At 42.2% G+C, this 23,233-nt stretch carries 20 protein-coding genes; 5 read left to right on the top strand and 15 right to left on the bottom strand.

From position 1 onward, the window contains the following. Positions 1 to 143: 143 nt before the first annotated feature. The 13 genes from ACFQ1C_RS03770 to ACFQ1C_RS03710 all read right to left on the bottom strand — a co-directional run bounded on the left by ACFQ1C_RS03770 (position 144) and on the right by ACFQ1C_RS03710 (position 14,930). The gene (locus ACFQ1C_RS03770; protein WP_379557201.1) at positions 144 to 671 is read right to left on the bottom strand and encodes a hypothetical protein; all 528 of its coding nucleotides are present in this window, start codon (positions 669 to 671) and stop codon (positions 144 to 146) included. Next, positions 664 to 1,962, bottom strand: coding sequence for an AAA family ATPase (locus ACFQ1C_RS03765; protein WP_379557200.1), 1,299 nt, complete (start codon positions 1,960 to 1,962; stop codon positions 664 to 666). Before ACFQ1C_RS03765 ends, ACFQ1C_RS03770 begins: the two co-directional genes overlap by 8 nt. Positions 1,963 to 2,292: 330 nt before the next feature. Then, complete coding sequence (locus tag ACFQ1C_RS03760; protein WP_379557199.1) at positions 2,293 to 3,138, bottom strand: hypothetical protein; 846 nt, start codon at positions 3,136 to 3,138, stop codon at positions 2,293 to 2,295. A 264-nt stretch (positions 3,139 to 3,402) separates the two neighbouring features. Further along, positions 3,403 to 4,356, bottom strand: a complete 954-nt coding sequence (locus ACFQ1C_RS03755) for a GNAT family N-acetyltransferase (protein ID WP_379557198.1) — start codon at positions 4,354 to 4,356, stop codon at positions 3,403 to 3,405. 146 nt (positions 4,357 to 4,502) lie between these two features. Further along, positions 4,503 to 5,369 carry a hypothetical protein gene (locus tag ACFQ1C_RS03750; RefSeq protein ID WP_379557197.1) on the bottom strand — a complete coding sequence of 289 codons (867 nt, stop codon included), beginning with the start codon at positions 5,367 to 5,369 and terminating at the stop codon, positions 4,503 to 4,505. 48 nt (positions 5,370 to 5,417) lie between these two features. Continuing rightward, positions 5,418 to 6,068: an acyltransferase gene (locus tag ACFQ1C_RS03745; protein ID WP_379557196.1), complete on the bottom strand. Its 651-nt coding sequence runs from the start codon at positions 6,066 to 6,068 to the stop codon at positions 5,418 to 5,420. Then, a complete protein-coding gene (locus ACFQ1C_RS03740) occupies positions 6,049 to 7,332 on the bottom strand; it encodes a lipopolysaccharide biosynthesis protein (RefSeq protein WP_379557195.1) in 1,284 nt (427 codons plus the stop codon). Before ACFQ1C_RS03740 ends, ACFQ1C_RS03745 begins: the two co-directional genes overlap by 20 nt. Positions 7,333 to 7,360: 28 nt before the next feature. Next, entirely contained in the window at positions 7,361 to 8,482 is a 1,122-nt protein-coding gene (locus tag ACFQ1C_RS03735; protein WP_379557194.1) for a DegT/DnrJ/EryC1/StrS family aminotransferase, read from the bottom strand. A gap of 157 nt (positions 8,483 to 8,639) precedes the next feature. Continuing rightward, positions 8,640 to 9,002, bottom strand: coding sequence for a GxxExxY protein (locus ACFQ1C_RS03730; RefSeq protein ID WP_379557193.1), 363 nt, complete (start codon positions 9,000 to 9,002; stop codon positions 8,640 to 8,642). 100 nt (positions 9,003 to 9,102) lie between these two features. Continuing rightward, the gene (gene wbpD, locus ACFQ1C_RS03725; protein ID WP_379557192.1) at positions 9,103 to 9,678 is read right to left on the bottom strand and encodes a UDP-2-acetamido-3-amino-2,3-dideoxy-D-glucuronate N-acetyltransferase; all 576 of its coding nucleotides are present in this window, start codon (positions 9,676 to 9,678) and stop codon (positions 9,103 to 9,105) included. Positions 9,679 to 9,853: 175 nt separating this feature from the next. Continuing rightward, positions 9,854 to 10,801 (bottom strand): Gfo/Idh/MocA family protein, encoded by a 948-nt coding sequence (locus ACFQ1C_RS03720; protein ID WP_379557191.1) that lies wholly within the window; start codon positions 10,799 to 10,801, stop codon positions 9,854 to 9,856. Between the two features lie 158 nt (positions 10,802 to 10,959). Then, positions 10,960 to 12,237 (bottom strand): Vi polysaccharide biosynthesis UDP-N-acetylglucosamine C-6 dehydrogenase TviB, encoded by a 1,278-nt coding sequence (gene tviB / locus ACFQ1C_RS03715; protein ID WP_379557190.1) that lies wholly within the window; start codon positions 12,235 to 12,237, stop codon positions 10,960 to 10,962. Between the two features lie 485 nt (positions 12,238 to 12,722). Further along, positions 12,723 to 14,930 (bottom strand): polysaccharide biosynthesis tyrosine autokinase, encoded by a 2,208-nt coding sequence (locus ACFQ1C_RS03710; protein WP_379557189.1) that lies wholly within the window; start codon positions 14,928 to 14,930, stop codon positions 12,723 to 12,725. Positions 14,931 to 15,318: 388 nt separating this feature from the next. On the opposite strand from ACFQ1C_RS03710, the gene ACFQ1C_RS03705 reads away from it, so the two are divergent. Further along, a complete protein-coding gene (locus ACFQ1C_RS03705; RefSeq protein WP_379557188.1) occupies positions 15,319 to 15,687 on the top strand; it encodes a GxxExxY protein in 369 nt (122 codons plus the stop codon). Between the two features lie 175 nt (positions 15,688 to 15,862). Here ACFQ1C_RS03705 and ACFQ1C_RS03700 read toward each other — a convergent pair whose 3' ends face one another. Beyond that, the gene (locus tag ACFQ1C_RS03700; protein ID WP_379557187.1) at positions 15,863 to 16,297 is read right to left on the bottom strand and encodes an arsenate reductase/protein-tyrosine-phosphatase family protein; all 435 of its coding nucleotides are present in this window, start codon (positions 16,295 to 16,297) and stop codon (positions 15,863 to 15,865) included. A 258-nt stretch (positions 16,298 to 16,555) separates the two neighbouring features. Continuing rightward, the gene (locus tag ACFQ1C_RS03695) at positions 16,556 to 17,674 is read right to left on the bottom strand and encodes a polysaccharide export protein (protein ID WP_379557186.1); all 1,119 of its coding nucleotides are present in this window, start codon (positions 17,672 to 17,674) and stop codon (positions 16,556 to 16,558) included. 674 nt (positions 17,675 to 18,348) lie between these two features. Here ACFQ1C_RS03695 and ACFQ1C_RS03690 point away from each other — a divergent pair. From ACFQ1C_RS03690 to ACFQ1C_RS03675, 4 genes are all read left to right on the top strand, one after another. Next, a complete protein-coding gene (locus tag ACFQ1C_RS03690; RefSeq protein ID WP_379557185.1) occupies positions 18,349 to 18,645 on the top strand; it encodes a hypothetical protein in 297 nt (98 codons plus the stop codon). Between the two features lie 72 nt (positions 18,646 to 18,717). Then, a complete protein-coding gene (locus tag ACFQ1C_RS03685; RefSeq protein WP_379557184.1) occupies positions 18,718 to 19,401 on the top strand; it encodes a YjbF family lipoprotein in 684 nt (227 codons plus the stop codon). Next, positions 19,398 to 20,192 (top strand): capsule biosynthesis GfcC family protein, encoded by a 795-nt coding sequence (locus ACFQ1C_RS03680; RefSeq protein WP_379557183.1) that lies wholly within the window; start codon positions 19,398 to 19,400, stop codon positions 20,190 to 20,192. The genes ACFQ1C_RS03685 and ACFQ1C_RS03680 overlap by 4 nt, the downstream gene beginning before the upstream one ends. Further along, entirely contained in the window at positions 20,192 to 22,318 is a 2,127-nt protein-coding gene (locus ACFQ1C_RS03675) for a YjbH domain-containing protein (RefSeq protein ID WP_379557182.1), read from the top strand. Before ACFQ1C_RS03680 ends, ACFQ1C_RS03675 begins: the two co-directional genes overlap by 1 nt. Positions 22,319 to 23,233: the final 915 nt, after the last annotated feature.

Genomic DNA, 23,233 nt, shown 5'->3' with positions numbered 1-23,233 from the left:
TACACGGAAAAAGCAACAGCGGTTTAGCCACGAAAGAGCACGGAAAAAAACTATTAGTAAAGGCTATTTTAACTGCATTACTTTTGTTGATTTCGTGGCTAGTTTTAGTAATTTTTTGCCACAGAAATGTGCGGAAATAAGAGTTAGCATTGCAGCTGTTTGAAGAACCGCTGGTAGTAATCAACACTATCAGCAATAATTTTATTGTAGAAACCACCTAGCTCTTTATTTTTAGCTTCTAACCCCAGCCTAGATGCGGTTGACTCTATACCTCTTTGGTAAGCTTGCATTGAGCTTTGTTTCTTATGAACAACACAAAAAATGTATTCAACATCTTGTGGGATAAAATCGGTCAGTAGATTTCGAATAATTACTGTACCTTTTTCAAACTTATCTTTCATGTTTTTCTTATCAATACTACTAGGATTTTGATTTTTGAATTCAATAAAATAAAATCTTTTGTCACCTAATAAAATGGCATCGGGTGATGCTGGCAACCTGCCCTTCTCAAAGTTACTCTCAACATAGCTATCAAAGTCATAAACATAATCTGTTTGACTATCATTGCAAAGATATTCATCTTTATCCATATCATAGCTTGTTTGCTTTAAAGTTGACTTATGCTCTGCAAGCTTAGCCCGCAAAAAATCCCTAATATTATATTTATTCATCCTTTAAAGACTCTTCATCCATGGCTCTGAACACATCGAAGGGTTCTGCTAGCTTTGAAAAAACAGCTTCTAAGTTATCTTTATTATCAATAGCTTTATTTTCTGCTAAATAGAAACCTGTTTCCGCCTCTAGCTCAGCATTATCTGAGTAACGCTTAAGCGCTTCTAGCATATACGGACTATGAGAAGAAATAAGTATATGTACACCACTTTTAGCTAAGCTTACTAAAAGCTTAGCTAGGTTTAATTGCCACTTAGGGTGAAGATGGTTTTCAGGCTCATCAAAAATTAATATTGTATCTTCATTTATAAAGCCATTATCAGATAACAATTGTAAAATACCAAATGCCTTCACACCGCTTGCAGTGTTTTTAATTGATAAACTCTCTTCATCTCTGATAAAAACAAAGTCTTTTAATTGTCGATCATACTCAAGCTCACCATCAATGATACTTTTAATACTACTCTTAAAGGATGAGTTGTCATTACTTTCAAGAAATGATAACAAATCATCAACAGGCAGCTCGATAAGTTTATCAAATAAATCTTTAGTGTGTAATGTAGTATAAGGTATGCCTAATCGAGAAATATGCCTCCTACTCAAATCTAAACCAGACTGACTACGAATAAGCAAGTCATGGTTATTAAGTATTAATGGTGTTTCGATAAACGTGGCATCTCTTAACTCAACTTTTTCAATATCACTTAATAACTGTATCTTATTTCCAGCTAAAACCTTAACATCTATCAGCTTAGTGTCACCATCAAAAAGCTGAATAAAACCTGCACTCTTACCATTTAACAGCACACTAGAGTCAAACTCAGAGGCAAATACCTTACGTAGTGCATTTTCAATAGATTTTTTCTTATTTTCAGGTTCAGCATGTATTTTTTTAATGTTGTCAAAAGCAGCTTTTAAATTAGTTACTGTTTCATTTTCTATACCACCTAGCCCCAAAATTAAATGCTCAATACATTCTAACTTGTCATCCAACTCATGCTCTTCACCACCAATTGCTCTTACGGCCTGTGCATACAGTTCAGGAACATGCTTAAAAGCAGCCACCTCTCGACGGAGGAAGAAAAACAGTTTAGTAAGCGCTTCATTAATTTTAAATTCTTTAGACTCTTGCAGATCTTCTTTGTAACGACTGATCGCTTTAATGATGCAGAAAACAACTTTACCAACCGTACTTTTACCGTTGTCATTTTCACCGGCAATTATGGTCAGTTTTTTTAGATCCATTTCAGCACGCTCTAGCATACCGATATTCTCTAAAATTAGTCTCATTTGAGCAACCTTGTAATGTTCATGGGCTAGCTAGCCTCAGCGCGATGGATCTTGATTTTAGCAGTACAAGACACCTGATACAAAAACTCATGGGGTTGAGGTGCAAGATTGAGCTGTTCTTGCCACTAAAGTTTTTTGCCACTGAAGGATACGGAAAAGAACAATTTTTTAGCCACGAAATTCACGAAAGAACACAAAAACGAAAGCTTTGCCACAGAAGCACACAGAAGCACACAGAAGCACACAGAAGCACACAGAAATTCACTTTAATTACTTGCTTATTATAAGCCTGTGACTTTTTGTGTGAGTTTGTGGCCATACTTATTACAACTAAGATCCGCTCATGCTTTCGTTTGAGTACTGTTGATAGTAGTTAAGATGCTCTGCTTCTGATAATTCAACTTCTTTTAGTGCTTCTACCAAGTGCACCGCCAGCACTACTAACATAGGTAGGTATTGCCCCATTAGTGATTGTTTAAGCAGGAATTTTTCTACTTTTTTAAACTCTTTATTTTCACGGCGTTTGGTGAAATAGCTTCTTTTGGGGCGGCTTAAATCTAGCTTGTAGATGGAATTAACCATCCTTACTTCTAGCTCCATCAGCAGTTCGTTTAGCTCTGCATCCAGTGCCACACCCAGTATAAGGATCAGCCGATCGGCTAGAGTATCCATCTCCTCTGGGGTTAAGAGCACGCCTGCTGGCAGTGGAATACGGTTGAATAACAACAACGATGCATTGATTGCGGAAAAATACGCCTGCATGCGTAACATTTGATGGCGCACTTTGGGATCAAGCCACAGTTTATGCTTGGCCAACAATGCTTCAAAGCCATGAAAAAACTCACGATATGCGCTAACTGAAGAAAATATAACTGCATACTGAATATGCGGATCATAAGGCAAGGCCAAGTTATGATCGAGCATCAGCTCTCTCATTACCGCTGTGGCTGGCTGTGGCATTTCTAGCTTCTGTGAGAAGTCTTCGGTGTAGCGCAAAATTTCATGCTGAGCATCGACTCGTTTTTCTAAGATCACCCCTGCTACACGAGTACTTTCGTCTTTTCGTTTTAAGTAGAAGGTGGTAACAAACGCAACCAGTAAACCGGCGACAAACAAAGATACGAAATTGGCGAGCCCTTGCCAGAGAAATACTGGGTAACCAAAGTACAAGTCCATAGGCTTACCGGATAGTTATAAATAAATGGTTATTAGCTAATATATTTTGGCCACAGAAACACACGGAAAATGATTTTTTAGTTATTATTATAAGTCTGTGTTTTTCTGTGTAATTCTGTGGCTGATTGTTAATAAATTATTTTTAGCCACGAAACCCACTAAATACACGAAAGTTTATTTGCCAAAGAAATACACGGAAACACACAGAAAAATTAATTTTATTATCTTTACCGTTATAAGTCTGTGTGCTTCTGTGGCTAACAGTTACTTACGTATTTCTTGTAAAAAACGATAGGCTTTTAGTAGTTTGGAGTTGGTTTTACTGATCGCGAAGTAAGGAGTTTGTGTTGCGCCAAAACCTCTAAAAAAACGCTCCACAGGCTCGAGCATAGAGCCTTCAAAATCAAAGCTTTTGGTTACTGTTGCTGCAAATTGGATAGCTTCCCACATACACAGGCTAGTAGCGCCACTATTACGCAAATCAGGATCACCGCCGCCCATTAAATAATAAGCTGAATTATCATCCCAAATAAGATAAATACCAGCATGATGACGGCCCTGCTCGTCCTCAGCGATAAATATTTTACAGGCTTGATTTTCGCTAGCTAGCTTATCAATACGATACACTAGATCTTTAGTGTAAGGTAACGCCATATTCTGGCGAGCAAAGACTTTTTCATTAAGAGCAAGAAAAGCATCCACATCTAGATCTGTACGTACTGTTACCCCTTCTTTATTAGATGCCTTTCGTATATCAGTGCGTATATTAGCTTCAAGCCCCTTCCATATTTCATCAATATTGGATAGGTCTTCTAAACGATAAGTATAACGGGATGTTTGCTCAAACCCCATCCAATATAAAGGCAACCAATTGGTTCTATTATAGTGCCAATTTTGCTGATAGTGGGCAAACTCTGGCAGTTGTTTGAAAAGGTTTTGCAGTAAATCTTTTTCTTGAGAAAGACGACGCGCATACTTTGCCGTGCTGGGGCGTAACCAAGGTCCCAGCGTTTGCGTAAGTTTAGGCTGATTAATAATATTTAAACCATAACGCTGACATTTAGTAAAAGGTAAAGAAGCTTGTATTTTATCCCCTTTTTCTACTAACACTACATCCCAGTTATTACCGGCAACAGAATCTAACCACCAGTCTTTACTAAAGATGGGAATGCTGGGTTCGTTTTTGCAGAGTAGGCGGTATTTATCTTTATTAGTCATTTTTCTCTCTAAAAACAGAAATAATTTTTAATTTACTCAACCCAAGCTTTAGCTTGTTCATACTGCGATCGCAACCATATCACATTGTGGTTTAATGATAGCTTGGTTTTGTCGAAAGCTTTTAGCTATTATTTGTATTTACACAATTATGGACAACCACTTTTCACCTTATCTATCAAATCACTTTCTATTTTATGGCCTAAAAAGTATATGTAGGCTGCAGGGCTAATCCATAAAAATACAGCGCCAAACAATAAATAGTAATTGTCGGGGAAAAGTAGGTGAATAGTAATTATAAAAAACAACAGGAGAAAATTAAGAAGCACAAGTAAAAAAGCATTGCCGTGTTCTCTTAAATGCTTATAACTATTAGTATCAATAAGACCTGACTGCCTGACTTTATGCAATGAGATATAAAAATTGATACTTCCCTGTGGACACAATGCTTCATGCGCTAAAAAGATAATTTGAGACATAAGAATAGTTAGAACTAATGAGTACACGGCTAACATTAACCACTTACACTCTTGATTAACAGCAGAGCCGAAGGGGTATAATATAGATAATATAACAAACGCAACAAACCCAAACCCTAACAACACAAGCCATTTGTTACATCTTATTAGCTTATTTCTATTGAAAATCCAAAACTTTCTAGTGGCATGTAATACAAGTATTGGCGCGCTTGCTATATAGTTAAACGCTAGCCCATAGATCCCCAGCAAGGCGAGTTGTGGAAAATTAAAACCATATAAATTTTGTGCTAACTGGGCTTGTACCAAACATGCTTGGCTGTTGTCGTTTATGCAGATATCTAGTAATGCATCTAGATGTAATTGAGTGATGTTGGGTTGCATTAACCAGAGTGACTTGGCATCAGCGCCTAGCGTATTTAATATAAAATACACACACATACCACCGACTACAGTGCCTACGGCATAACGTATGATATAGCCTTCCCACCAACGAGTGTCTTGCTGCTGCACATTCAGTCTTTTTTCGGCAGCACTCATACAAAACTCCAAATAAAATCAGGAAAATGTCAATCCAAAACTATCTTTTTAAACCGTATAACTCTTTAGCTCTTCAAGTGAATCAAGTCCAAAATAATCTAAATATGAATCTATCAAATCAGGATTAGCTTTAAGAAATCGATAATCTACTTTTCTAACATCACCTATACGCTTTGCTGGATTACCTGAAATTATCGAAAAGTCTTCAAACTCACCTTGTACATAAGAGAAGCCTGAAACGATACTTCCTTTGCCTATTTTTGTATTTGGCATAATAATAGCATTTGCACCAACAAAAGTATTATCGCCTATTTCAACTGAACCTTTTACACGACCTTTATGGTCATCAAAGTAAACCTCATGATATTTTTTATTGTAATATCTAATTGAGTGGTGACTACTATGTGTAAATATACCAACTCGTGTCCCAATCTGACAGTCGTTACCGATTCTTATACCGTTAAAAGTGTCAAGAGTTGTAAAATGCCAAATAAAAACATTATTACCTATATCTAATTTATCCCAATGAGAAACATCAATGATATTACTTAGATACAAACTCTTACCATTTCTATCTAAAGCATATACTTTTGGTCGGGCCTTATAAAGACCATTAAAATAAATAAAATTATTTGCCCCCATAACTACCAACCTAATAAACCGTATGGGAAATATAAATTTAATTAATTTTTTCAACATCCAAACCACCCTTAGAAAAAATATAATTTATGTACCCAGAAACAATATACATAAAAGAATAAATAGCTGAAAAAAATACAAACGCTAGCTTTATATCACTAAGATAAGCCCCTATATACATTGAAAAAACAGTCATAAAAAACAATACTATTTGCCATAATAAATCTATTTTTTGTTTTCCTGAATATATAGAAACTTGACTTACTGGGCTAGTAACAAACTTAAAAAAGTACATTGGAGTTAAAATTTGCGCATACTCACCCGCTACTCGCCATTGCTCACCGAAAACCATTTCAAAAAGATCAGGTGCTATAAAAAAAAATATAATACTAGGAACAATAGAAATCATTAATAACTTTTTAAAAGTTCGAGTATAAACATTCTTACAACTGCCTGTATTTACATATGCATAACTTGCCTCTTGCCTAAACACATCGCCTATAGCACTTGCTATTAATGTCATAGGCGCGCCCATAACTCTTTGAGATAACATAAAAAACCCTGCAGATGCACTGTTAAATAAAGAGCTAAGAAGAAAAATCGGCACTTGACCGGAAGCAGTATTAAAACCATGTGCCACGATTAGAAATTTTGGGAAATTAATATATTTTCTAGCTAGTGAGACAATGCGTAATCTTTTAACTCTTGTAATATTTTCTTTGTCTTCTTTATAAATAAAACTACCTAAGACTGCAGTTGATAATGTTTGTCCAATTAACTGCCCACCAACAAGCCCTGAAACACCAATATTATTAAATGCACCAGCTAACTGTACGGCACCAGTACCTGAACTTTGCAGCACTCTGCTTATTGCTAGTCTTCTGTAGTGAGACTTACGATTACTCCAGTAGTTTAAGCTTTGATAAACACCCATTAAAAAAGTAGATGCTGGAATCCAATAAAGCCACATAGACAATTCAGGCACGCCTATGACTTTTATTATCTGGCTATTAAAAACAGCTACCACGATTAAAAGAATTACGCTTACAAAAAAGCTTAATGCTATCGCTAGTGCAACTAAGTTCATTGCATCTCTATCTTTTTTAGGCAATAAAATTGCCATCTCATAACGACCTGTTACCAAAACTGTCAATATTGATGTGATCGCCATATAAAGTGCAAAAACACCAAACTCTTCTGGGCTGTATATACGCGTAAGTATCGGACTAATAGCAATAGGTATTGCCTGTGCTAGACCGGTACCAGTCATCAGGGTAAGCACATTTTTTGCATAAGCACTTTTAGGTAATATTTTTTTTATCATTGATTACTACTTTTAAAATGTGACTTTTTTAAATAGTTAATTCTCGCACAACTCTCTGTTGCTCTTCTGCTGTCATATACGGATGCATAGGCAAGCTGAACACGGTTTTGGCTAACTGTTCTGCTACCGGGAAATCACCTGCTTGGTAGCCTAAATCCTTAAATGCGGTTTGTTGGTGCATGCAAGTGCCGTAGTAAATCATACTAGGGACGCCCTGCTCTTTTAACTTGGTCATGTAGTGCTCGCGATTTTCTGCGACCAAAGTGTACTGTGCCCAAGAACTTAGGTAGCCATTGGGCACTTGTGGGGTTTTCAACTGATCACCCAGTTGGCTATGGTAGTGATCAGCCAAGGCATTTCTGTTTGCTAGCTCTTGTGGAAAGGCGGCGAGCTTTTCTAGCAAAATGGCGGCTTGAATGGTGTCGAGGCGACTGTTAACACCAATACGCACGTTGTCGTATTTGTCTTGGCCTTTACCGTGTACTCGATAAGATTTTATTAGCTCGGCATACTCATCGTTATTGGTAAAGATAGCACCACCATCACCATAGCAGCCCAGCGGTTTAGCGGGGAAAAAGCTGGTAGTGGCAATGTCACCAAAGCTACCTGCGCGTTGGGTATTACCTTTTAGATCAGTAATGGCACCACCAAAACCTTGGGCGGCGTCGGCTATAATTTTTAAGCCGTATTTATCTGCTACTTTTTGAACAGCAGCATAATTAGCAGGTAGACCAAACAAGTCTACGGTCATAATTGCTTTTAGGTTGAACTTGCCTTCTTGCTGTATGGTTTGAATACGCTTTTCTAAATCGACAGGACAGATATTAAAAGTATCGGGATCTGAGTCAACAAATACCGGAGTGGCGTTAGCAAAGGCCACGGTTTCTGCCGAGGCAAAAAAGGTAAAGGTGGGCACCAGCACTGCATCGCCTTCACCTATGTTAAGTGCCATCAGCGCGAGGGTTAAAGCATCGGTGCCGTTGGCACAAGTAATAGCGTGTTTTACGCCTACGTAACTGGCCAACTGGGCTTCTAGTTCTTGTACTTCTGGGCCTAGAATATATTGACCATGATCAAGTACAGTGTGAATGCGTTGGTCGATACGAGATTTTAAGTGCTGGTACTGCGCAGCCAAGTCAATGAATTGCATTTTTAAACCCTTAAGATATTTATTTGCCACGAAATCCACGAAAGAACACGAAAAAAAAATAAACTAAAGAATATGTAGTGGTAAAACCTTACAAGTATTATTTTTATGTTTATTTTCTTTAGGAGTGCTTGTAGGCTTCGAGGCTAATACATTTTAATCATAGAGCTATTCTTTTCACTATGGCTTTTGGGTAAGTGAAGTTAATTAATAGTCCTATCTTTATATTAGTTATTTTTAAGTAATTGATCAGCTGAGCTTCTGCAGCTTTCGGAAGTTCTTTCTGGGCTTTCAGCTCTAATAGCACCCTGCCTTCTACAACAAGGTCAGCTCTAAATTCACCCACTGATTCATTTTTGTATAAAACTTGTAAAGGAACTTCTTTAGCAACAGTCAATCCTTGCCTCTTTAGTTCTAGCTCTAAGGCATTTTGGTAAACCGACTCTAAAAAACCACAACCTAGCTGACGGTAAACTTCAAAAACAGCACCTTGGATTTTATATACCAATTCCTTTTCGTACATATAAGCCTCTTTTTTGCCACGAAATCCACGAAATAACACGAAAAAAATTAATAATAATTTTATATTTATTTTAGTGGGTTTCGTGGATTTCGTGGCTAAATTAGCTTTTTGTTACTATGTTGTTTTCTAGAGTGTAGGTACTGTCGGTATGCTCACACACTGCTACACCTTTGCCTTGTATGGGTAAGTCTAGCTGTTCGCCGAATTCGCTCATCCAGCCGATTTGTTTAGCGGGTACGCCGACCATTAAGGCGTAGGCGGGTACGTCTTTATTAATTACTGCTCCGGCACCGACAAAAGCGTATTCGCCGATGGTGATGCCACACACGATAGTGCAGTTAGCGCCCAAAGTAGCGCCTTTTTTTACTAGAGTGTTTAGGTACTGATCTTTGCGTTCGATAAGTGAGCGTGGGTTGTAGACGTTAGTAAACACCATGCTAGGGCCGCAGAATACGCCTTCTTCTAGGTGTACGTTGTCGTATACTGAGACGTTGTTTTGGATTTTGCAGTGATCGCCAATGGTAACTTTATTGCCGACGAAGACATTTTGGCCAAGGGAGACACCTTTACCTATTTGTGCCCCGCCGCAGACGTGAACGAAGTGCCAAACCCGGCTGCCCTCGCCTATTTGTGCACCGTCATCAACAATGGCTGATTCATGTTTTTGATAATTCATTGGTAAACCCTTTCTGCCACAAAACACACAAGAGATAAAATATTTTTGCCACGAAATCCACGAAAGAACACGAAAAACTTACAAGCCAACTAAAAATATTAAATTGGTAAGACCTTAAATTAATAACTTTATATTTTTTATTTTAGTGGATTTCGTGTATTTCGTGGCTAATATATTAATTTTTAACTTTAGCTAGTAGCGGATGCGGGTTGGTGGGGTTTTCTACTAGCTTGGCTTTGCGCATGACGTCTACGGTTTCTATGGCGGCGCGGTTGTCTTCTACGCCATAGCCATTGCCTTCTAATATGCGTAGGTAGCTTTGGTTATGTAAGTCAGTAAATCCACCGGAGAACTCTAACTCTTCGCCTTCTACATCAATGCTACGATAAGTCAGCTTTTCACCTTGAACGGCATTTTCTGGTAAGTGATTCGCATCTATAGACAAGAACCAGCGCACGTTGGCGCGTTCGTACTGTAAGAAACCAGAAGAGGTTTTCTCGTCACGGTAATGCACTTCGTTATGAGTGATGTTGCCAAAAATAAAGTGCAGCATGTCATAAAAGTGCACGCCAATGTTGGTGGCTACGCCGCCGGACTTTTCATCAAAGCCTTTCCAGGATTTTAAGTACCACTTGCCGCGAGAGGTAAGGTAGGTTAAATCCACATCAAACACTTTGCCTGCCGGTGCTGCTTGTACTTTTTCGCGTAGCGCTAAAATAGACGGATGCAAACGCAGCTGTAAAATCGAGTTAACCTTGGCACCGTATTGCTCTTGATAACGATTTAGCGTGTCTAAGTCTTTGGTATTCAGCACTAATGGCTTTTCGCAGATAACATCAATGCCGTTTTGTAAGGCAAACTTCATGTGCGGTAAATGCAGGTAGTTAGGTGAGCAAATAGCGATGTAGTCTAATTTTTCGCCCTTCTGCTTAAGATCTTCCACGAAACCAGAAAATTCTTCAAACTCGGTAAAAAATTCTGCATTAGGGAAATGGCTGTCCATAATGCCGACAGAGTCGTTGATATCCATAGCAACAACCAGATCGTTGCCTGTCTCTTTAATCGCTTTTAGATGACGTGGAGCGATATAACCAGCGGCACCAATAAGACCAAACTTTTTCATTTTAAAACCTTATAAATATTTTTTGCCACGAAATCCACGAAAGAACACGAAAAATTCAAAATTTATCTAAAAATTTTTAATTGGTAAGATCTTATAAGCAATAATCTTATGTTTGTCTTATTTTAGTGTGTTTCGTGGATTTCGTGGCTAATAGTAAGTTAGAGGCGCAGGTCGGATTCACCTTTTTTGAGGACGTATTTAACGTCATAAAGAACGTGCTTTTCTTTACCGTAACTGCGTATTTTTGCTTCGCCCCACGCTTTAAATTCGCTGTGATCCACGGCTAGTACTATTGCATCGTAACTATTAGGCGTTAACGTTTTTACTAACTCGATACCATACTCGTGTTTTACTTCATCGGGATCGGCCCAAGTATCGTGTACATCGACTTGCATATTGAAGCTTTTAAGCTCATCAACCATGTCGATAATTTTAGTGTTACGCACATCGGGGCAATCACCTTTAAAGGTAAAGCCTAAAATTAATACTCGTGCTTCATCTATATGAATTTTCTTACGAGATACCGCTTTTACCAATTGTGTAGCAGTGTAACGGCCCATGCCATCGTTAATGCGGCGACCGGCCAAGATAACTTCTGGCTGATAACCCACTTCTTTGGCTTTATAGGTCAGGTAATAGGGGTCTACGCTAATGCAATGGCCACCGACTAAGCCAGGCTTAAAGGGTAGAAAGTTCCACTTAGTACCTGCCGCCTCTAGCACTTCTTGAGTATCAATACCCAACTGATTAAATATTTTCGCAAACTCATTAATAATAGCAATGTTAAGATCGCGCTGCGTATTCTCAATTACTTTAGCTGCTTCTGCCACTTTAATTGAACTTGCGGAGTAGGTGCCGGCGGTAATAATAGAACCGTACAAATCATCTATGAATTTGGCAATTCCTGGGGTTGATCCCGAAGTGATCTTTTTAATTTTAGTTAAGGTGTTTACCTTGTCACCCGGGTTAATACGCTCTGGGCTGTAACCGGCATAAAATTCTTGATTAAACCTAAGGCCCGAGCCTTTTTCAATAATCGGTAAACATACTTCTTCGGTGGCACCGGGGTAAACCGTTGATTCGTAAATAACGATATCATTTTCTTTAATCACGGTAGCCAGCATGGCAGATGCTTTGCGCAATGGTGTTAAGTCCGGGGCATTGGCATCATCAATAGGCGTGGGTACAGTAACAATGTAAACATTACAGTCGGCAAGGTCTTTTATGTTGCTACTAAACTTCAAGCCTTTCACAGATTGTAATGATTCATCATCTACTTCACGCGTTGAGTCGTGGCCGCCAACCAGTTCATCTATCCGCTTTTGATTAATATCAAAACCAATGACATCTCTTGCTTTACCAAATTCAACGGCGAGTGGCAGCCCAACATAACCTAAGCCGATAATGGCTATTTTTACTTCACTTTGCTTAAGCATCTACTAAACCTTTTCTTTTAAAAATTATTTGCAACGAAACACAGGTAAAGGGCAATGTTGAATGTTGAATGATTCTAAAGGCAATGTTGAATGCTTTTTAAAGGCAATGTTGAATGTTGAATAAACCAAAAATATTTCTGCAACGGAATCCGCGAAACCCACGGAAAAATAGAGATCAAATCTGAAAAGACACATCTAATGGTTAAGACCTTAACAATCAATATCTTTTAGTCACTTTTCGACCTTATCCCGGCTTAATTTTTCTGCGGATTCTGCGGATTCCGTTGCAAAAGATCTTTAGAGCTTATTGCTGGCGCAGTACCCACAGATAAAGCAGCGGCTACAAAGGGCACCGCACTAGCTCTTACCAATAATACGCCCTTTTCGCTTTTATCCTTATTTTTCCGTGTATTCCGTGGCAAAATTTCTTATCTTGATCTTTTGACCTTCATTCAACATTTACAACTCAAAATTCAACATTGAATTTAAGACTTATATTCGTAGTTGTAGTAACCGTAGTTACCATAGCCATAAGCGGAAGCTTTGCGCTCGACGGCATTAAAGACAATGCCTTTAACATTAATGCCATTTTGCTGATAACGACGCTGAGCTACTTCTACTTCTTTAAGCGGGTTTTGAGCGAAGCGGCTTACCATGAGCGTAGTGCCGGCCTGGGCACTGATAATCACCGGATCGGTCACCGCTAATACTGGCGGGGTATCGATAATAACCAGATCATATTGCTTGCCAACTTCTGCCAGCAGTTTGCTGAAGTTGTCATGCATCAACAGCTCGGAGGGATTTGGCGGCACTTGGCCGCGAGCTATAAAGTGTAGGTTATCTATTTCTGCGCTGTGTACGGCTTGCGATAAATCTAATCGACCGCTTAACAGCTCAGATAAACCCTGCTCTGCTTTTTTATTAAAAATGGCATGCAAATAACCTTTGCGCATATCGCCATCTATTAGTAAGACTTTTTGGCCAGACTGCGCGCAAATGGCTGCTAGGTTAGAGCTGATAAATGACTTACCCACCTCTGGGCTTGGGCCACCAATAGCGATCACATTATTATTAGCTTCTAACATGGCAAAGTGCAAGCTGGTGCGCAGTGCCCGTAACGACTCTATCGCTAAGTCTGCGGGGTTAACTATCGCCAATAAACTGCCTTGCTCTACCCGTGCATTTTTACGTCTGTTTTTAATGGTATTTTTTTGCTGAAGTTCACTTAACGGTATGCTGGCATACACGTTAATGCCCGCTTGCTCAAAGTCTTCGGGGTTTTCTACGCCACGGTTAAGCAAACCACGCACTAGTACCAAGCCCACGCCAAACATGCCACCCAACATGGTCGCCAACACCACGATAAGTGGTTTTTTCGGTTTGACTGGTGCAGGCGCGGTAACGGCATCGTCTATGATGCGCACGTTACCTACGGTGCCGGCTTTAACAATGTTCAGCTCTTGCACCTTGTTTAACAGCTGAATGTAAATCTCTTGGCTGACTTCCATGTCTCGCGTGAGGCGTAAAATTTCTTGCTGAGTGTTAGGTAAGTTTTCTACTTTTTCAGACAATTCTTGTTTGTCTCTAGCCAATGATTGCTTTTTTTCGAGCAGCGCTTGGTAGCTGGGGTGGGCACGGGTGTATAAGCGGCTAAGTTCAGACTCTTTAAAAGAGAGCTCATTCAGCTGCTTTTCTAGATCGACTAATTGGGTTAATACGCTTTGAGTTTCTAACCCTAAGTCGACTGATTTATTTTGTTGGCGATATTGGTTTAATCGCTCTTCAGCTTGGTCTAGCTTGCCCTTAAGCTCGGGTTGCTGGTCAGATAAAAACTGCAGGCTCTTTTCAGCTTCTGCCGACTGGCGCTGAATATTTTGCAATAAATATTGCTGAGCAACGGCATTCAGGCTATTGGTAATCTCTGCGGGGTTAGCACCGGTTAAGCTTAATTCTAGAATCCCCGTCGCTTTGCCTTTTTCGCTAACGCTTAAACCAGTTTTAAGAGTAGTAATAGCTTCTAAATGGCTAGCTTTAACCAATGTAAACTCGGTGTTAGGGCGGGCGACTAAATCGGTCACTAAAATGCGAATACCGCTTTGCTCGGCCAGTTGATTCACTTGACCTTGCAGCACGACTTTGTTGTCTGCATTAAGTAGGTCGAACCCCTGCTCGGTAGTGCGCAGCGTGAGTGCTTTATTTAGCTGACTATTGGGTACGTCCAATTGGCTGACATTAATTTGCTCGCCACCCCAAGCGTAGCTACTGAACATGCTGGCATTGGCGGGTTGTTCTTCTTGATAACGACGCGCAAAAAAATTGCCAACCAGTGGGAAGCGTTTAGGGGCTACGATAATATCGCGTTTCACTTCATCAACTGCAGCGCCTAATATTTTACGCGAGGTAATAATATTAATCTCGGCATCGGCACTGCTTTTACCGCCCGAAAACATTTCGCCCATGTCGCCAAAGGCTGCCATACCGCCTGATTTTTCTTCTACTTGTAGTAGTGCGTTGGCTTTGTATTCTGGCGTGGCCAGCAAGGCGTAGGCTACGCCTAAGATCATGGCAATGGCGGTGATGCTAATGATGATCCATTTGCCATCCATAAGCAGGCCAAACAACCTGCCTAGATCTATTTCATCCTCTTGATCGCTCTGTTGCGGCCGCGAGTTAATTGCAGTTTGCTGTGTCATTACTGGTTCTCTTGTTTAAAACTAAAAAAGTTATTTTGCAACGGAATCCACGGAACCCGCGGAAAAATTAACATAACACTAAGTACGAAATTTTATGTGTTAAGAGCATTAGCGGCGCGCTTACCTTTTATATCAGTGTTTTGCTGCTGGAGCGGGTGTTGGCTGTGAGCTTAAAAACTAAATAATTTTTGCAACGGAATCCGCTGAACCCGTAGGAAAATTAAGATAGAACCAGAATAAATATCTTATGGGTAAGGCCTAAAAAACAGCAAGTGGAATCTCTGTTGCTCTTATCTCATCTTAATTTTTCTGCGCATTCCGTGTTTTTCCGTTACGAAATGGTTTCAGGGTCTATAGTTCTAAATACATAAAGGGCAAGGAGGCTCGTATGTATGAAGAAGAACTAACTTACAAAATCCGAGGCGCAGTATTTGAAGTGTATCGACAGCTCGGCTCTGGTTTTTTAGAAGCAGTTTATCAAAAGGCCTTGATGCACGAACTCATAGCCCAAGGTCTTGCAGTAAAGTGTGAGCCACAACTTATCGTGTACTACAAAAACCATGAGGTAGGCGAGTATAGGGCCGACTTAATAGTCGAGGACAAAGTGTTGCTAGAGCTAAAAGCCCAAACCAGCTTACATCACTCATCAGAAGCACAAGTAATCAACTACTTAAAGATTACCGGTTTGAAACTAGGACTGTTAATCAACTTCAATTGGCCCAAGGCGACTATCAAACGCATAGTACATAACCACTAGGGCTTTTTCGCAACGGAATCCACTGAGTCCGCGGAAAAATAGTGATCAAATCTGAAAGTGCGTACTTAATGGTTAAGACCTTACCAATAAGATCCCTTAGTCACTTTTCGCTCTTATCTCATCTTAATATTTCCGTGGGTTCCGTGGATTCCGTTGCGAAGGCATTTTCCCTGTGTCACTTTCCGAGTTTCTCGGCCCAGAGTTTGCTGTTTTTGGCGATAAGTTCGTAGACGTGCTGGAACGCTTCTTCGCTTTTTTTGTATGGATCGGGTATTTCTTGGTTGCTGTTCCATTGGCCTAGCAAGAAGGTTTTGCCGCGGGCTTCGGGGGCTAGCCTAGTGATGCTTTCTTTGTGTTTGCTTTCCATAACCAAAATAACGTCTGCTTCTCGGCATAGTTCTTTAGTTAGCTGGCGAGCGCTGTGTGTCGGGCACGCTACATCGTGCTGCTCGGCTACCTTTTTGGCAGTAGCATCTATGTCGTGATCAACCAAAGCGCCTAAGCCCGCTGAGTGCACGGTTTTATTGGGCAAGGCTTGTTTTAGCAAAAACTCAGCGGTAGGGCTGCGGCAAATATTACCCACGCAGACCACTAAAATATTATTAAACATTTTAACACCTAAAAGATGAAATATTTTTCGCCACGGAATACACGGAATCACACGGAATCACACGGAAAAAGATCCAAACAAGTGATCTCTATGGTTAAGACCTTACATAATAAAAGTCTCTTTGGCTGTTGGGTTGTTGCCCTACTTCCGTGTTGTTCCGTGACTCTCGTAGCAAAGAAGCGTGGCAAAGAGCACTAGTGTTGAATGTTAGTTTTTGACCTTAACTCAACATTCAACACTCATAATTCAACACTAAATCTATTCGCCTACGCGGGTGCCGGTGTATACGCCGGATAGGGTTGGTAGTAATTGGCCTACTACGCGGTTCCAGCGGGAGATGGGGGCGGCGGTAACAAATACGATGTCTCGTTCTTGCAGCTTAAAGCTGTCGGCCAGCACCAGGGCGGCGGCATTTTTGGCATCTAGCTGATACACATCGGCAATGCGGCCGCTCTCGGTGGGGGCGCGCCTAAACACAAACACCCCGGTGGCGTCTGAGGTTACTTGGCTCATGCCTTCTGCATCGGCCAGTGCTTCGGCCAAGGTTTTACCGTTGCGGCCCATAGGTAGGGTTTGTTGCTTGCCCACTTCGCCCAGTACAAAGACTTTGCTGTCGTCGTTACGGTTAATATTGATCACATCATTAGGCTGCAACAAAATATTTTGGCTTACATCACCGTCTTTATAGAGATCGCGCAGCGAGAAACGAAAGCTTTGCTCGCCGCGGTTTAGCACCACGGTTTGCCAGTCGGCAAACTCAGTAACACCACCGGCTTTGCTGACGGCATCTATTAACGTAAGGGGGATGTTAGTAATAGGCAGGGTGCCGGGGTTTTCTACCTCACCTGTTACATACACCCACTTAGAGCGAAACGCCGCTATGGTGACATCCACTTGCGGGCTTTCTACGTAACGGGCTAGGCGCTTGCTAATTAAATCACGAACTTCACTTACCTTTAAGCCGGCTACTTGAATATTGCCAATGTAGGGATAAAACATGGTGCCGTCGGTGTGCACCCAGTTACCGGCTTCTTCTGAGCTTCTGTATTGGCCCGCAGGAGTAGTCAGCTCAGGGTGATCCCATACGGTAACACTTAATACATCACCTGGGCCTACACGATAATCATATTCGGCAATTTGTTCGCGCAGGGCTTGATCGCTAGCTGGCACCACGGCAGGGGTCGCCGATTGCGCCATTACAGATGCTGCGGTAATGGGGTAAATATCGATGAGCTCACTCAAGTCATCATTTTTGTCGTGATATTGATCCACAACTGTGCCGTACGAGTCTGAAAAATGAGAGCCGGGGATCACGGTGCAAGCACTGAGTAGTACTGTGCTTAATAATAGAACTGGAATTGAATAAGCATATTTCATTAAGTTATATCTACTGTTTAATAGGTAAGAAACAATAAAAGCAAGTGTGCTTAGTGAATGGGCGACTAATTTAGCCTAAACAAATTACTACGCTGGTAATTAAGGGCGATGGCTGCGTAAAGCGGGGCTAACTAGGTGAGTGAAGTGCTCTATTAAACTTAGCTAAACGTTAACAGAGCACACCCAACTTGCCTTAAAAATAAACAAACTGCTAGATGGTTAAAAAACAGCCACTTAATTGCTGTAATTTTAAATAGGCACGCTACCGCCACAAGGTTGCAGCCCCTCGATGCTGATTTAAAACTATTTATACCTTTGATTTTTAATGGTTTTTTAATTTTAAAATCAAAGGTAATTTTGAGTCCTTAGCCCTTTATTCTTAAAATGCGTTGCAATTTAAAATGAGTGACTAAGAAAAATTTGGACGTATGCTACCATAAAAAAGTGTGAGGTGTAGTACCCAATTCGACTGACATAAATACCAATCTTTTAGCATTAGCATTTAATAATATACTTAAGTCGGGATCCAGATTAAGTTTTCGTTACCTAACTGGCTTTTAAATGGTAAATTACACGCCATTATGTATCATTTGAATACATTGCTAGCGTCGGTTTAACATAACCATACAGTTTACTGTGCTAGGTTGTAAAAACTAACTACAAGGAGAATAAAGATGAAAAAGGCAGCTATTGCTTTATTACTGGGTGCAGCTTTTGCTTTGCCCGCACAGGCACAAACAGTAACGGGTACTGGCACTGCAACTACAGGTGCCGCTGGTACTGCGGGCGCGGGCACTGCAGCCGGTGGCGTTGCTGCTGGCTCTGCGGTAGGTTTGGGTACTGCTGCTGTGGCTGTGGCGGGTGCTGTTGCTGCCGCTGCCGCAATTGCTGTTGCGGTGTCGGCTAACAGCAGTGATGACAATAGTACTCCTGGTACTACACCTGGTACTACTCCAGGTACTACTAACTAAGCGCAGTTAGCTTGATTATCAATTAAGGGGCTTAGCCCCTTTTTATTTGCTTTTTTCTTGCTGGTAAATTTTATGCAAACCGCGTTTTATGCAGGCGTTGCTCGGGCGGTGGCGTTAACAGCTGCGCTGTTGCTCGCTGGCTGTAATCAAAGAATCGCCGACGTTAATGCCACCTTGCAACTGGCGGCCTTAGGCTATAAAGATGTGGCCATCACTAAAGAATACGTTGCAGCCCTGCCCTATGCCGCCATTCAGTTTAAATGGGGCCACGGCCCACGCGTGCTATCTGCGTTAGCGTTTGCAGAAGGTGAGGAATTGAAGTGGGTGACTCAAGATAAAGCCATGATAGTGACGCAGCATGGCCGTTTGGTGCGCACGCAGGGCTTTAGCCACAATCTTACTTATACCGCCAATATCAATAATGATCCTTTGCCACAGCTGCTGCAATTATGGCAACAAGGCAACCCTGCGTTACTGCGCTGGGGCACAGAGCACGATTGGCAACCCGGTTACTTTAGTGGTTATAAGGCGATATCTCGCTTTGAATACCGCGGGCCAGAGCAAGTGACTATTTTGAATGAGCCCGTCACTTTAGTAAAATTTAGTGAGTTGGTAATTTATCCCAAGTTAAATATTGAACAAGAAAATACCTTTTGGTTAGCTACCGACACCGGTGCCGTTATTAAAAGTCGGCAGTTTATTGGGCCGGGCTTGCCGGCAGTAGAAATTACTTTACTTAAGCCTTATCAACCATGAAACATCTAGCTATTCGTATTTTTACATTACTTGCCGTTTTGTTATTACCCAGCATGTTATTTAATGCACCTTTAGCGGCCACGGCCAACCCCCTACCCGCCAACCCTGTGAACATAGCGGTGCGCACTCCAGCAACGTCTAGCGTCTTGCAGCTGCAATTTAATCAGCCGGTGCGTTGGGAGCAAGTGTTAGCGCAATTGCAAGCCACTGGCTTAGATGCCCGCTGGGGCCAGTTAACTAAACCCAGTGAACAAATAGAGCTGGAAATACTACGCACCTTGGTGATAACCGACTTAGAGGTATTGGGCCAGCGCTGGGGGCGCCAAGGCAAACACGGCTTGCTGCGTGCCAGCGTAGAGCTGATTGCGCAGTTAAAAGCGCTTCCCTTAGTACCACGCCAGCCAGTGAGCATGAATATTGATCAAGTGCGACTGTATGCCCGCTTTAATCCTTTATTAAGTGGCGATTACCAATTGCATTTGCCGCCCCGCTCTAATGTGGTGTGGGCCCAAGGCTTAGTGCATTTACCGGGTAAACGACCTTTTGTGGGCGGTGGTTTTGCTTATGATTATGGTCGGCGGTTAACTTTACTGTCTGGCGCAGAACAACATCAAGTTTGGATTATTCAGCCAGACGGCAAAATAATGAGCAGCCCTGTTGACCCGTTTGCCCCGGTCTTTGTGGGTGTGGCGCCTGGGGCCACCTTGTATGTGGGCTTTGCCAACTTGCCAACACAGTTTGCCGATTTGAACCAACGCATTATGACTCTTTTTGCCAACCGAGAAATTTAATGAAACAGCTTTTTCATTACCGCGCCTTGGGGTTAGCCATGGCGGCTGTATTACCTGCACCTGCCTTTGCTGAACCGTTAACGCCTTTTGTGCCGATGCCGTCGCAGTCGGACTTTGGTGGCGCCGGGTTAATGCAAATGCCTTCTGCCCGCATGAATAAAGAAGGTGAATTTAGCCTTAACTATTTTGATACCGACCAATATCGGCGCTATTCATTGTCTTTACAGTTGTTTCCTTGGCTGGAAACCACCATACGCTATGTGGATGTGCGCACAAAAAAGTATGGTGGTAATGGTGATTTTGGCGGCGATCAAACCCTTAAAGATAAGGGTATAGACGCCAAGGTAAGATTACTAAAAGAGCGCCAATGGCTGCCCGAGCTAAGTGTAGGGGCGCGCGACTTGGGCGGCACTGGCTTGTTTGCTTCTGAATTTATGGCGGCCAGTAAACGACTTGGCCCATTAGACTTAACGCTGGGTATGGGTTGGGGTTATTTAGGTACTCGCGGCAACATCAGTAACCCTTTTTGTGAAGTGGCAGACGGCTTTTGCGATCGCCCTATTGGCACGCTGGGCAGCGGCGGTAAGTTTGATGCTAATAAAATGTTTCGTGGCACCGCGGCCTTGTTTGGTGGCGTAGAGTATCAAACGCCTTGGCAACCGCTGCGCTTAAAGATGGAATATGACAGCAATAACTATGTAAATGATGTAGCGGGTAAGCTAGACGTAGACTCCCCCATTAACGTAGGTGCGGTTTATAGGGCTTTTGATTGGTTAGATTTGCATGCCGGACTTGAGCGCGGTAACACCTTCAACTTAGGCATTACTATGCGCACCAATTTTAATGAACTTACGCCGAGCTGGAACGATGTGCCGCATCCTGAATATGCCTTTAGGTCTGCCTCTACTGAAGCAGCCAGCGCTTTGGCACCAGAGCAGGCCGATTGGGAACGTTTACAAGGCGATTTAGCTAGTAATGCGGGCTATAACAATGCGGATATTTATCGTACTAATAATGAGCTGATTATTAAGGCCGAGCAGGGTAAGTATCGCGACCGTAGCGAGGCTCAACAACGTGCCGCTATGCTGCTGGCTAATCAGGTGCCAGACGATATTACAACGGTGCACTTAATTGAACAGAAAAAAAGCTTACCTCTTACTGAGCAAACCTTTGATATGCCAGCCCTGCGCTTGGCGGCCAACAATGCGTATGTGGGCGCTGAGTTAGGCGATTCCTTTAGTACGCACGAACCGGGTAACTACCAAAGCGCCACTGCGGTTGCTGAGGCCAATAATCGGCTGCGCTTTGGTTTGTCACCGGTATTACAGCAGTCGTTTGGTGGCCCAGAATCGTTTTATATGTATCAAATTGGTTTGCTAGCGGGTGCAGAAGCTAACGTAACTGACCATTGGCTGGCTTCTGCTGCCTTATATGTGAACTTGTTAGATAACTACGACAAGTTGGATGAGGGCTATCGCGGTGGAACAGCAGTACTGCCGCCGGTGCGTACTAATATTCGAAAATATGTGAAAGACAACCCAGTGCGGCTAGAGAACCTGCAGTTAACTTGGCTAGACCGAGTAGCGCCTAATTGGTATGCCCAAGGTTATGGTGGTTATTTAGAGCTGATGTTTGCCGGTGCGGGTGGCGAGGTGTTGTATCGCCCTACTGATACTAATTGGGCACTGGGTGCCAACGCTAACTGGGTGAAGCAGCGTGATTATGACTCCCAAATAGGTTTGTTAGATTATTCGGTTAACACCGGCCATGTGAGCGCGTATTACGACATACCGGGCCTGCAAAACACGCTGCTGCAAGTGCATGCAGGCCAATATTTAGCCGGTGACAAAGGCGCCACCTTTGATATTTCACATAAATTTGACAGCGGGATTATTGCCGGCGCGTTTGCTACTTTTACTGATGTGTCGAGCGAGGACTTTGGTGAGGGTAGCTTTAACAAGGGGTTTTATTTGTCGATTCCGTTCGACATTATGACGCTTAACCCCAGCACTAGTCGCGCCAATATCAGTTGGGTTCCGCTAACCCGAGACGGCGGCCAAATGCTCGGTCGCAGATACGGTCTATACGGCCTTACCGACGCTAGAGCACCCTATTTGGGGCTTTAATAAAATCAGCGCCCGGCGCCCAGCACCAAGCGCCCAGTAAAACAGAAAGCCCTGAGTCAGATGACTTGGGGCTTTTTTATTGCCACTAGATACAAACCTAAAGCCATATCTGCCACGGAATCCACGAAACCCACGGAAAAATTAAGATGGGATAAGAGCGAAAAATGACTAAGGGATCTTATTGGTAAGAGCAAGCATCCCGCAGCTTTACGCCCTACGCTATACGCTATACGCCGTAAGTTAAAGATAGACACCGTTCTGGTAGCCTCGGTAAGACGGCATGGGCTTGATCTTACCCATAAATTATCTTTTCAGATCTGATCTCTATTTTTCCGTGTTCTTCCGTGTATTCCGTGGCAAAAAAGTTTTTAATCTTTAATGGCGAGATACCGGGGCCGTCATGCCGAGCCTGACCCTATACCGGTAAGGCTGCATAGGGCTCGATCTTACCTTAAATCTATTTTTGCCACGGAATCCACGAAACCCACGGAAAAATAAGGATAAGATCTGAAACGAGCTTCTGACTGTAAAAGCAGACACAAAGCCTGCAAGTATGTAAGCCTTGCCCTTACCATTAAGGCTTTTTCGATCTTATGTTGATCTTTTCGTGGGTTTCGCGGTTTTCGTTGCAGATATATCTTTAGGTTTTAAAGACTTCTGCCTAGGCGCAATGACGAGAATATTGCCACTACGCCCTACGTCGTCATTGCGAGCGCAGCGAAGCAATCCATTCTGCAAAGCCGCACAGTGCCTAAACCTAGATTGCCGCGTCGCTACGCTCCTCGCAATGACGAGAGTATTGCCACTACGCCCTACGTCGTCATTGCGAGCGCAGCGAAGCAATCCATTCTGGAATGGCCCCGAATAAGTAGACACTTCTTCAGAGTGAGGAAGTGTATGCAATACCGAACCAAA

Origin of the sequence: Oceanisphaera ostreae, from assembly GCF_042676125.1 — a bacterium.
GTDB classification, from domain to species: Bacteria; Pseudomonadota; Gammaproteobacteria; order Enterobacterales; family Aeromonadaceae; genus Oceanimonas; species Oceanimonas ostreae.
This window is presented reverse-complemented; position numbering and strand designations above follow the sequence as displayed.

What these genes read in the sequence shown, in the direction of transcription:
- ACFQ1C_RS03770 (WP_379557201.1), bottom strand. Translation starts at nt 671, where the DNA reads ATGAATAAATATAATATTAGGGATTTTTTGCGGGCTAAGCTTGCAGAG.
- ACFQ1C_RS03765 (WP_379557200.1), bottom strand. Translation starts at nt 1,962, where the DNA reads ATGAGACTAATTTTAGAGAATATCGGTATGCTAGAGCGTGCTGAAATG.
- ACFQ1C_RS03760 (WP_379557199.1), bottom strand. Translation starts at nt 3,138, where the DNA reads ATGGACTTGTACTTTGGTTACCCAGTATTTCTCTGGCAAGGGCTCGCC.
- ACFQ1C_RS03755 (WP_379557198.1), bottom strand. Translation starts at nt 4,356, where the DNA reads ATGACTAATAAAGATAAATACCGCCTACTCTGCAAAAACGAACCCAGC.
- ACFQ1C_RS03750 (WP_379557197.1), bottom strand. Translation starts at nt 5,369, where the DNA reads ATGAGTGCTGCCGAAAAAAGACTGAATGTGCAGCAGCAAGACACTCGT.
- ACFQ1C_RS03745 (WP_379557196.1), bottom strand. Translation starts at nt 6,068, where the DNA reads ATGTTGAAAAAATTAATTAAATTTATATTTCCCATACGGTTTATTAGG.
- ACFQ1C_RS03740 (WP_379557195.1), bottom strand. Translation starts at nt 7,332, where the DNA reads ATGATAAAAAAAATATTACCTAAAAGTGCTTATGCAAAAAATGTGCTT.
- ACFQ1C_RS03735 (WP_379557194.1), bottom strand. Translation starts at nt 8,482, where the DNA reads ATGCAATTCATTGACTTGGCTGCGCAGTACCAGCACTTAAAATCTCGT.
- ACFQ1C_RS03730 (WP_379557193.1), bottom strand. Translation starts at nt 9,002, where the DNA reads ATGTACGAAAAGGAATTGGTATATAAAATCCAAGGTGCTGTTTTTGAA.
- wbpD (WP_379557192.1), bottom strand. Translation starts at nt 9,678, where the DNA reads ATGAATTATCAAAAACATGAATCAGCCATTGTTGATGACGGTGCACAA.
- ACFQ1C_RS03720 (WP_379557191.1), bottom strand. Translation starts at nt 10,801, where the DNA reads ATGAAAAAGTTTGGTCTTATTGGTGCCGCTGGTTATATCGCTCCACGT.
- tviB (WP_379557190.1), bottom strand. Translation starts at nt 12,237, where the DNA reads ATGCTTAAGCAAAGTGAAGTAAAAATAGCCATTATCGGCTTAGGTTAT.
- ACFQ1C_RS03710 (WP_379557189.1), bottom strand. Translation starts at nt 14,930, where the DNA reads ATGACACAGCAAACTGCAATTAACTCGCGGCCGCAACAGAGCGATCAA.
- ACFQ1C_RS03705 (WP_379557188.1), top strand. Translation starts at nt 15,319, where the DNA reads ATGTATGAAGAAGAACTAACTTACAAAATCCGAGGCGCAGTATTTGAA.
- ACFQ1C_RS03700 (WP_379557187.1), bottom strand. Translation starts at nt 16,297, where the DNA reads ATGTTTAATAATATTTTAGTGGTCTGCGTGGGTAATATTTGCCGCAGC.
- ACFQ1C_RS03695 (WP_379557186.1), bottom strand. Translation starts at nt 17,674, where the DNA reads ATGAAATATGCTTATTCAATTCCAGTTCTATTATTAAGCACAGTACTA.
- ACFQ1C_RS03690 (WP_379557185.1), top strand. Translation starts at nt 18,349, where the DNA reads ATGAAAAAGGCAGCTATTGCTTTATTACTGGGTGCAGCTTTTGCTTTG.
- ACFQ1C_RS03685 (WP_379557184.1), top strand. Translation starts at nt 18,718, where the DNA reads ATGCAAACCGCGTTTTATGCAGGCGTTGCTCGGGCGGTGGCGTTAACA.
- ACFQ1C_RS03680 (WP_379557183.1), top strand. Translation starts at nt 19,398, where the DNA reads ATGAAACATCTAGCTATTCGTATTTTTACATTACTTGCCGTTTTGTTA.
- ACFQ1C_RS03675 (WP_379557182.1), top strand. Translation starts at nt 20,192, where the DNA reads ATGAAACAGCTTTTTCATTACCGCGCCTTGGGGTTAGCCATGGCGGCT.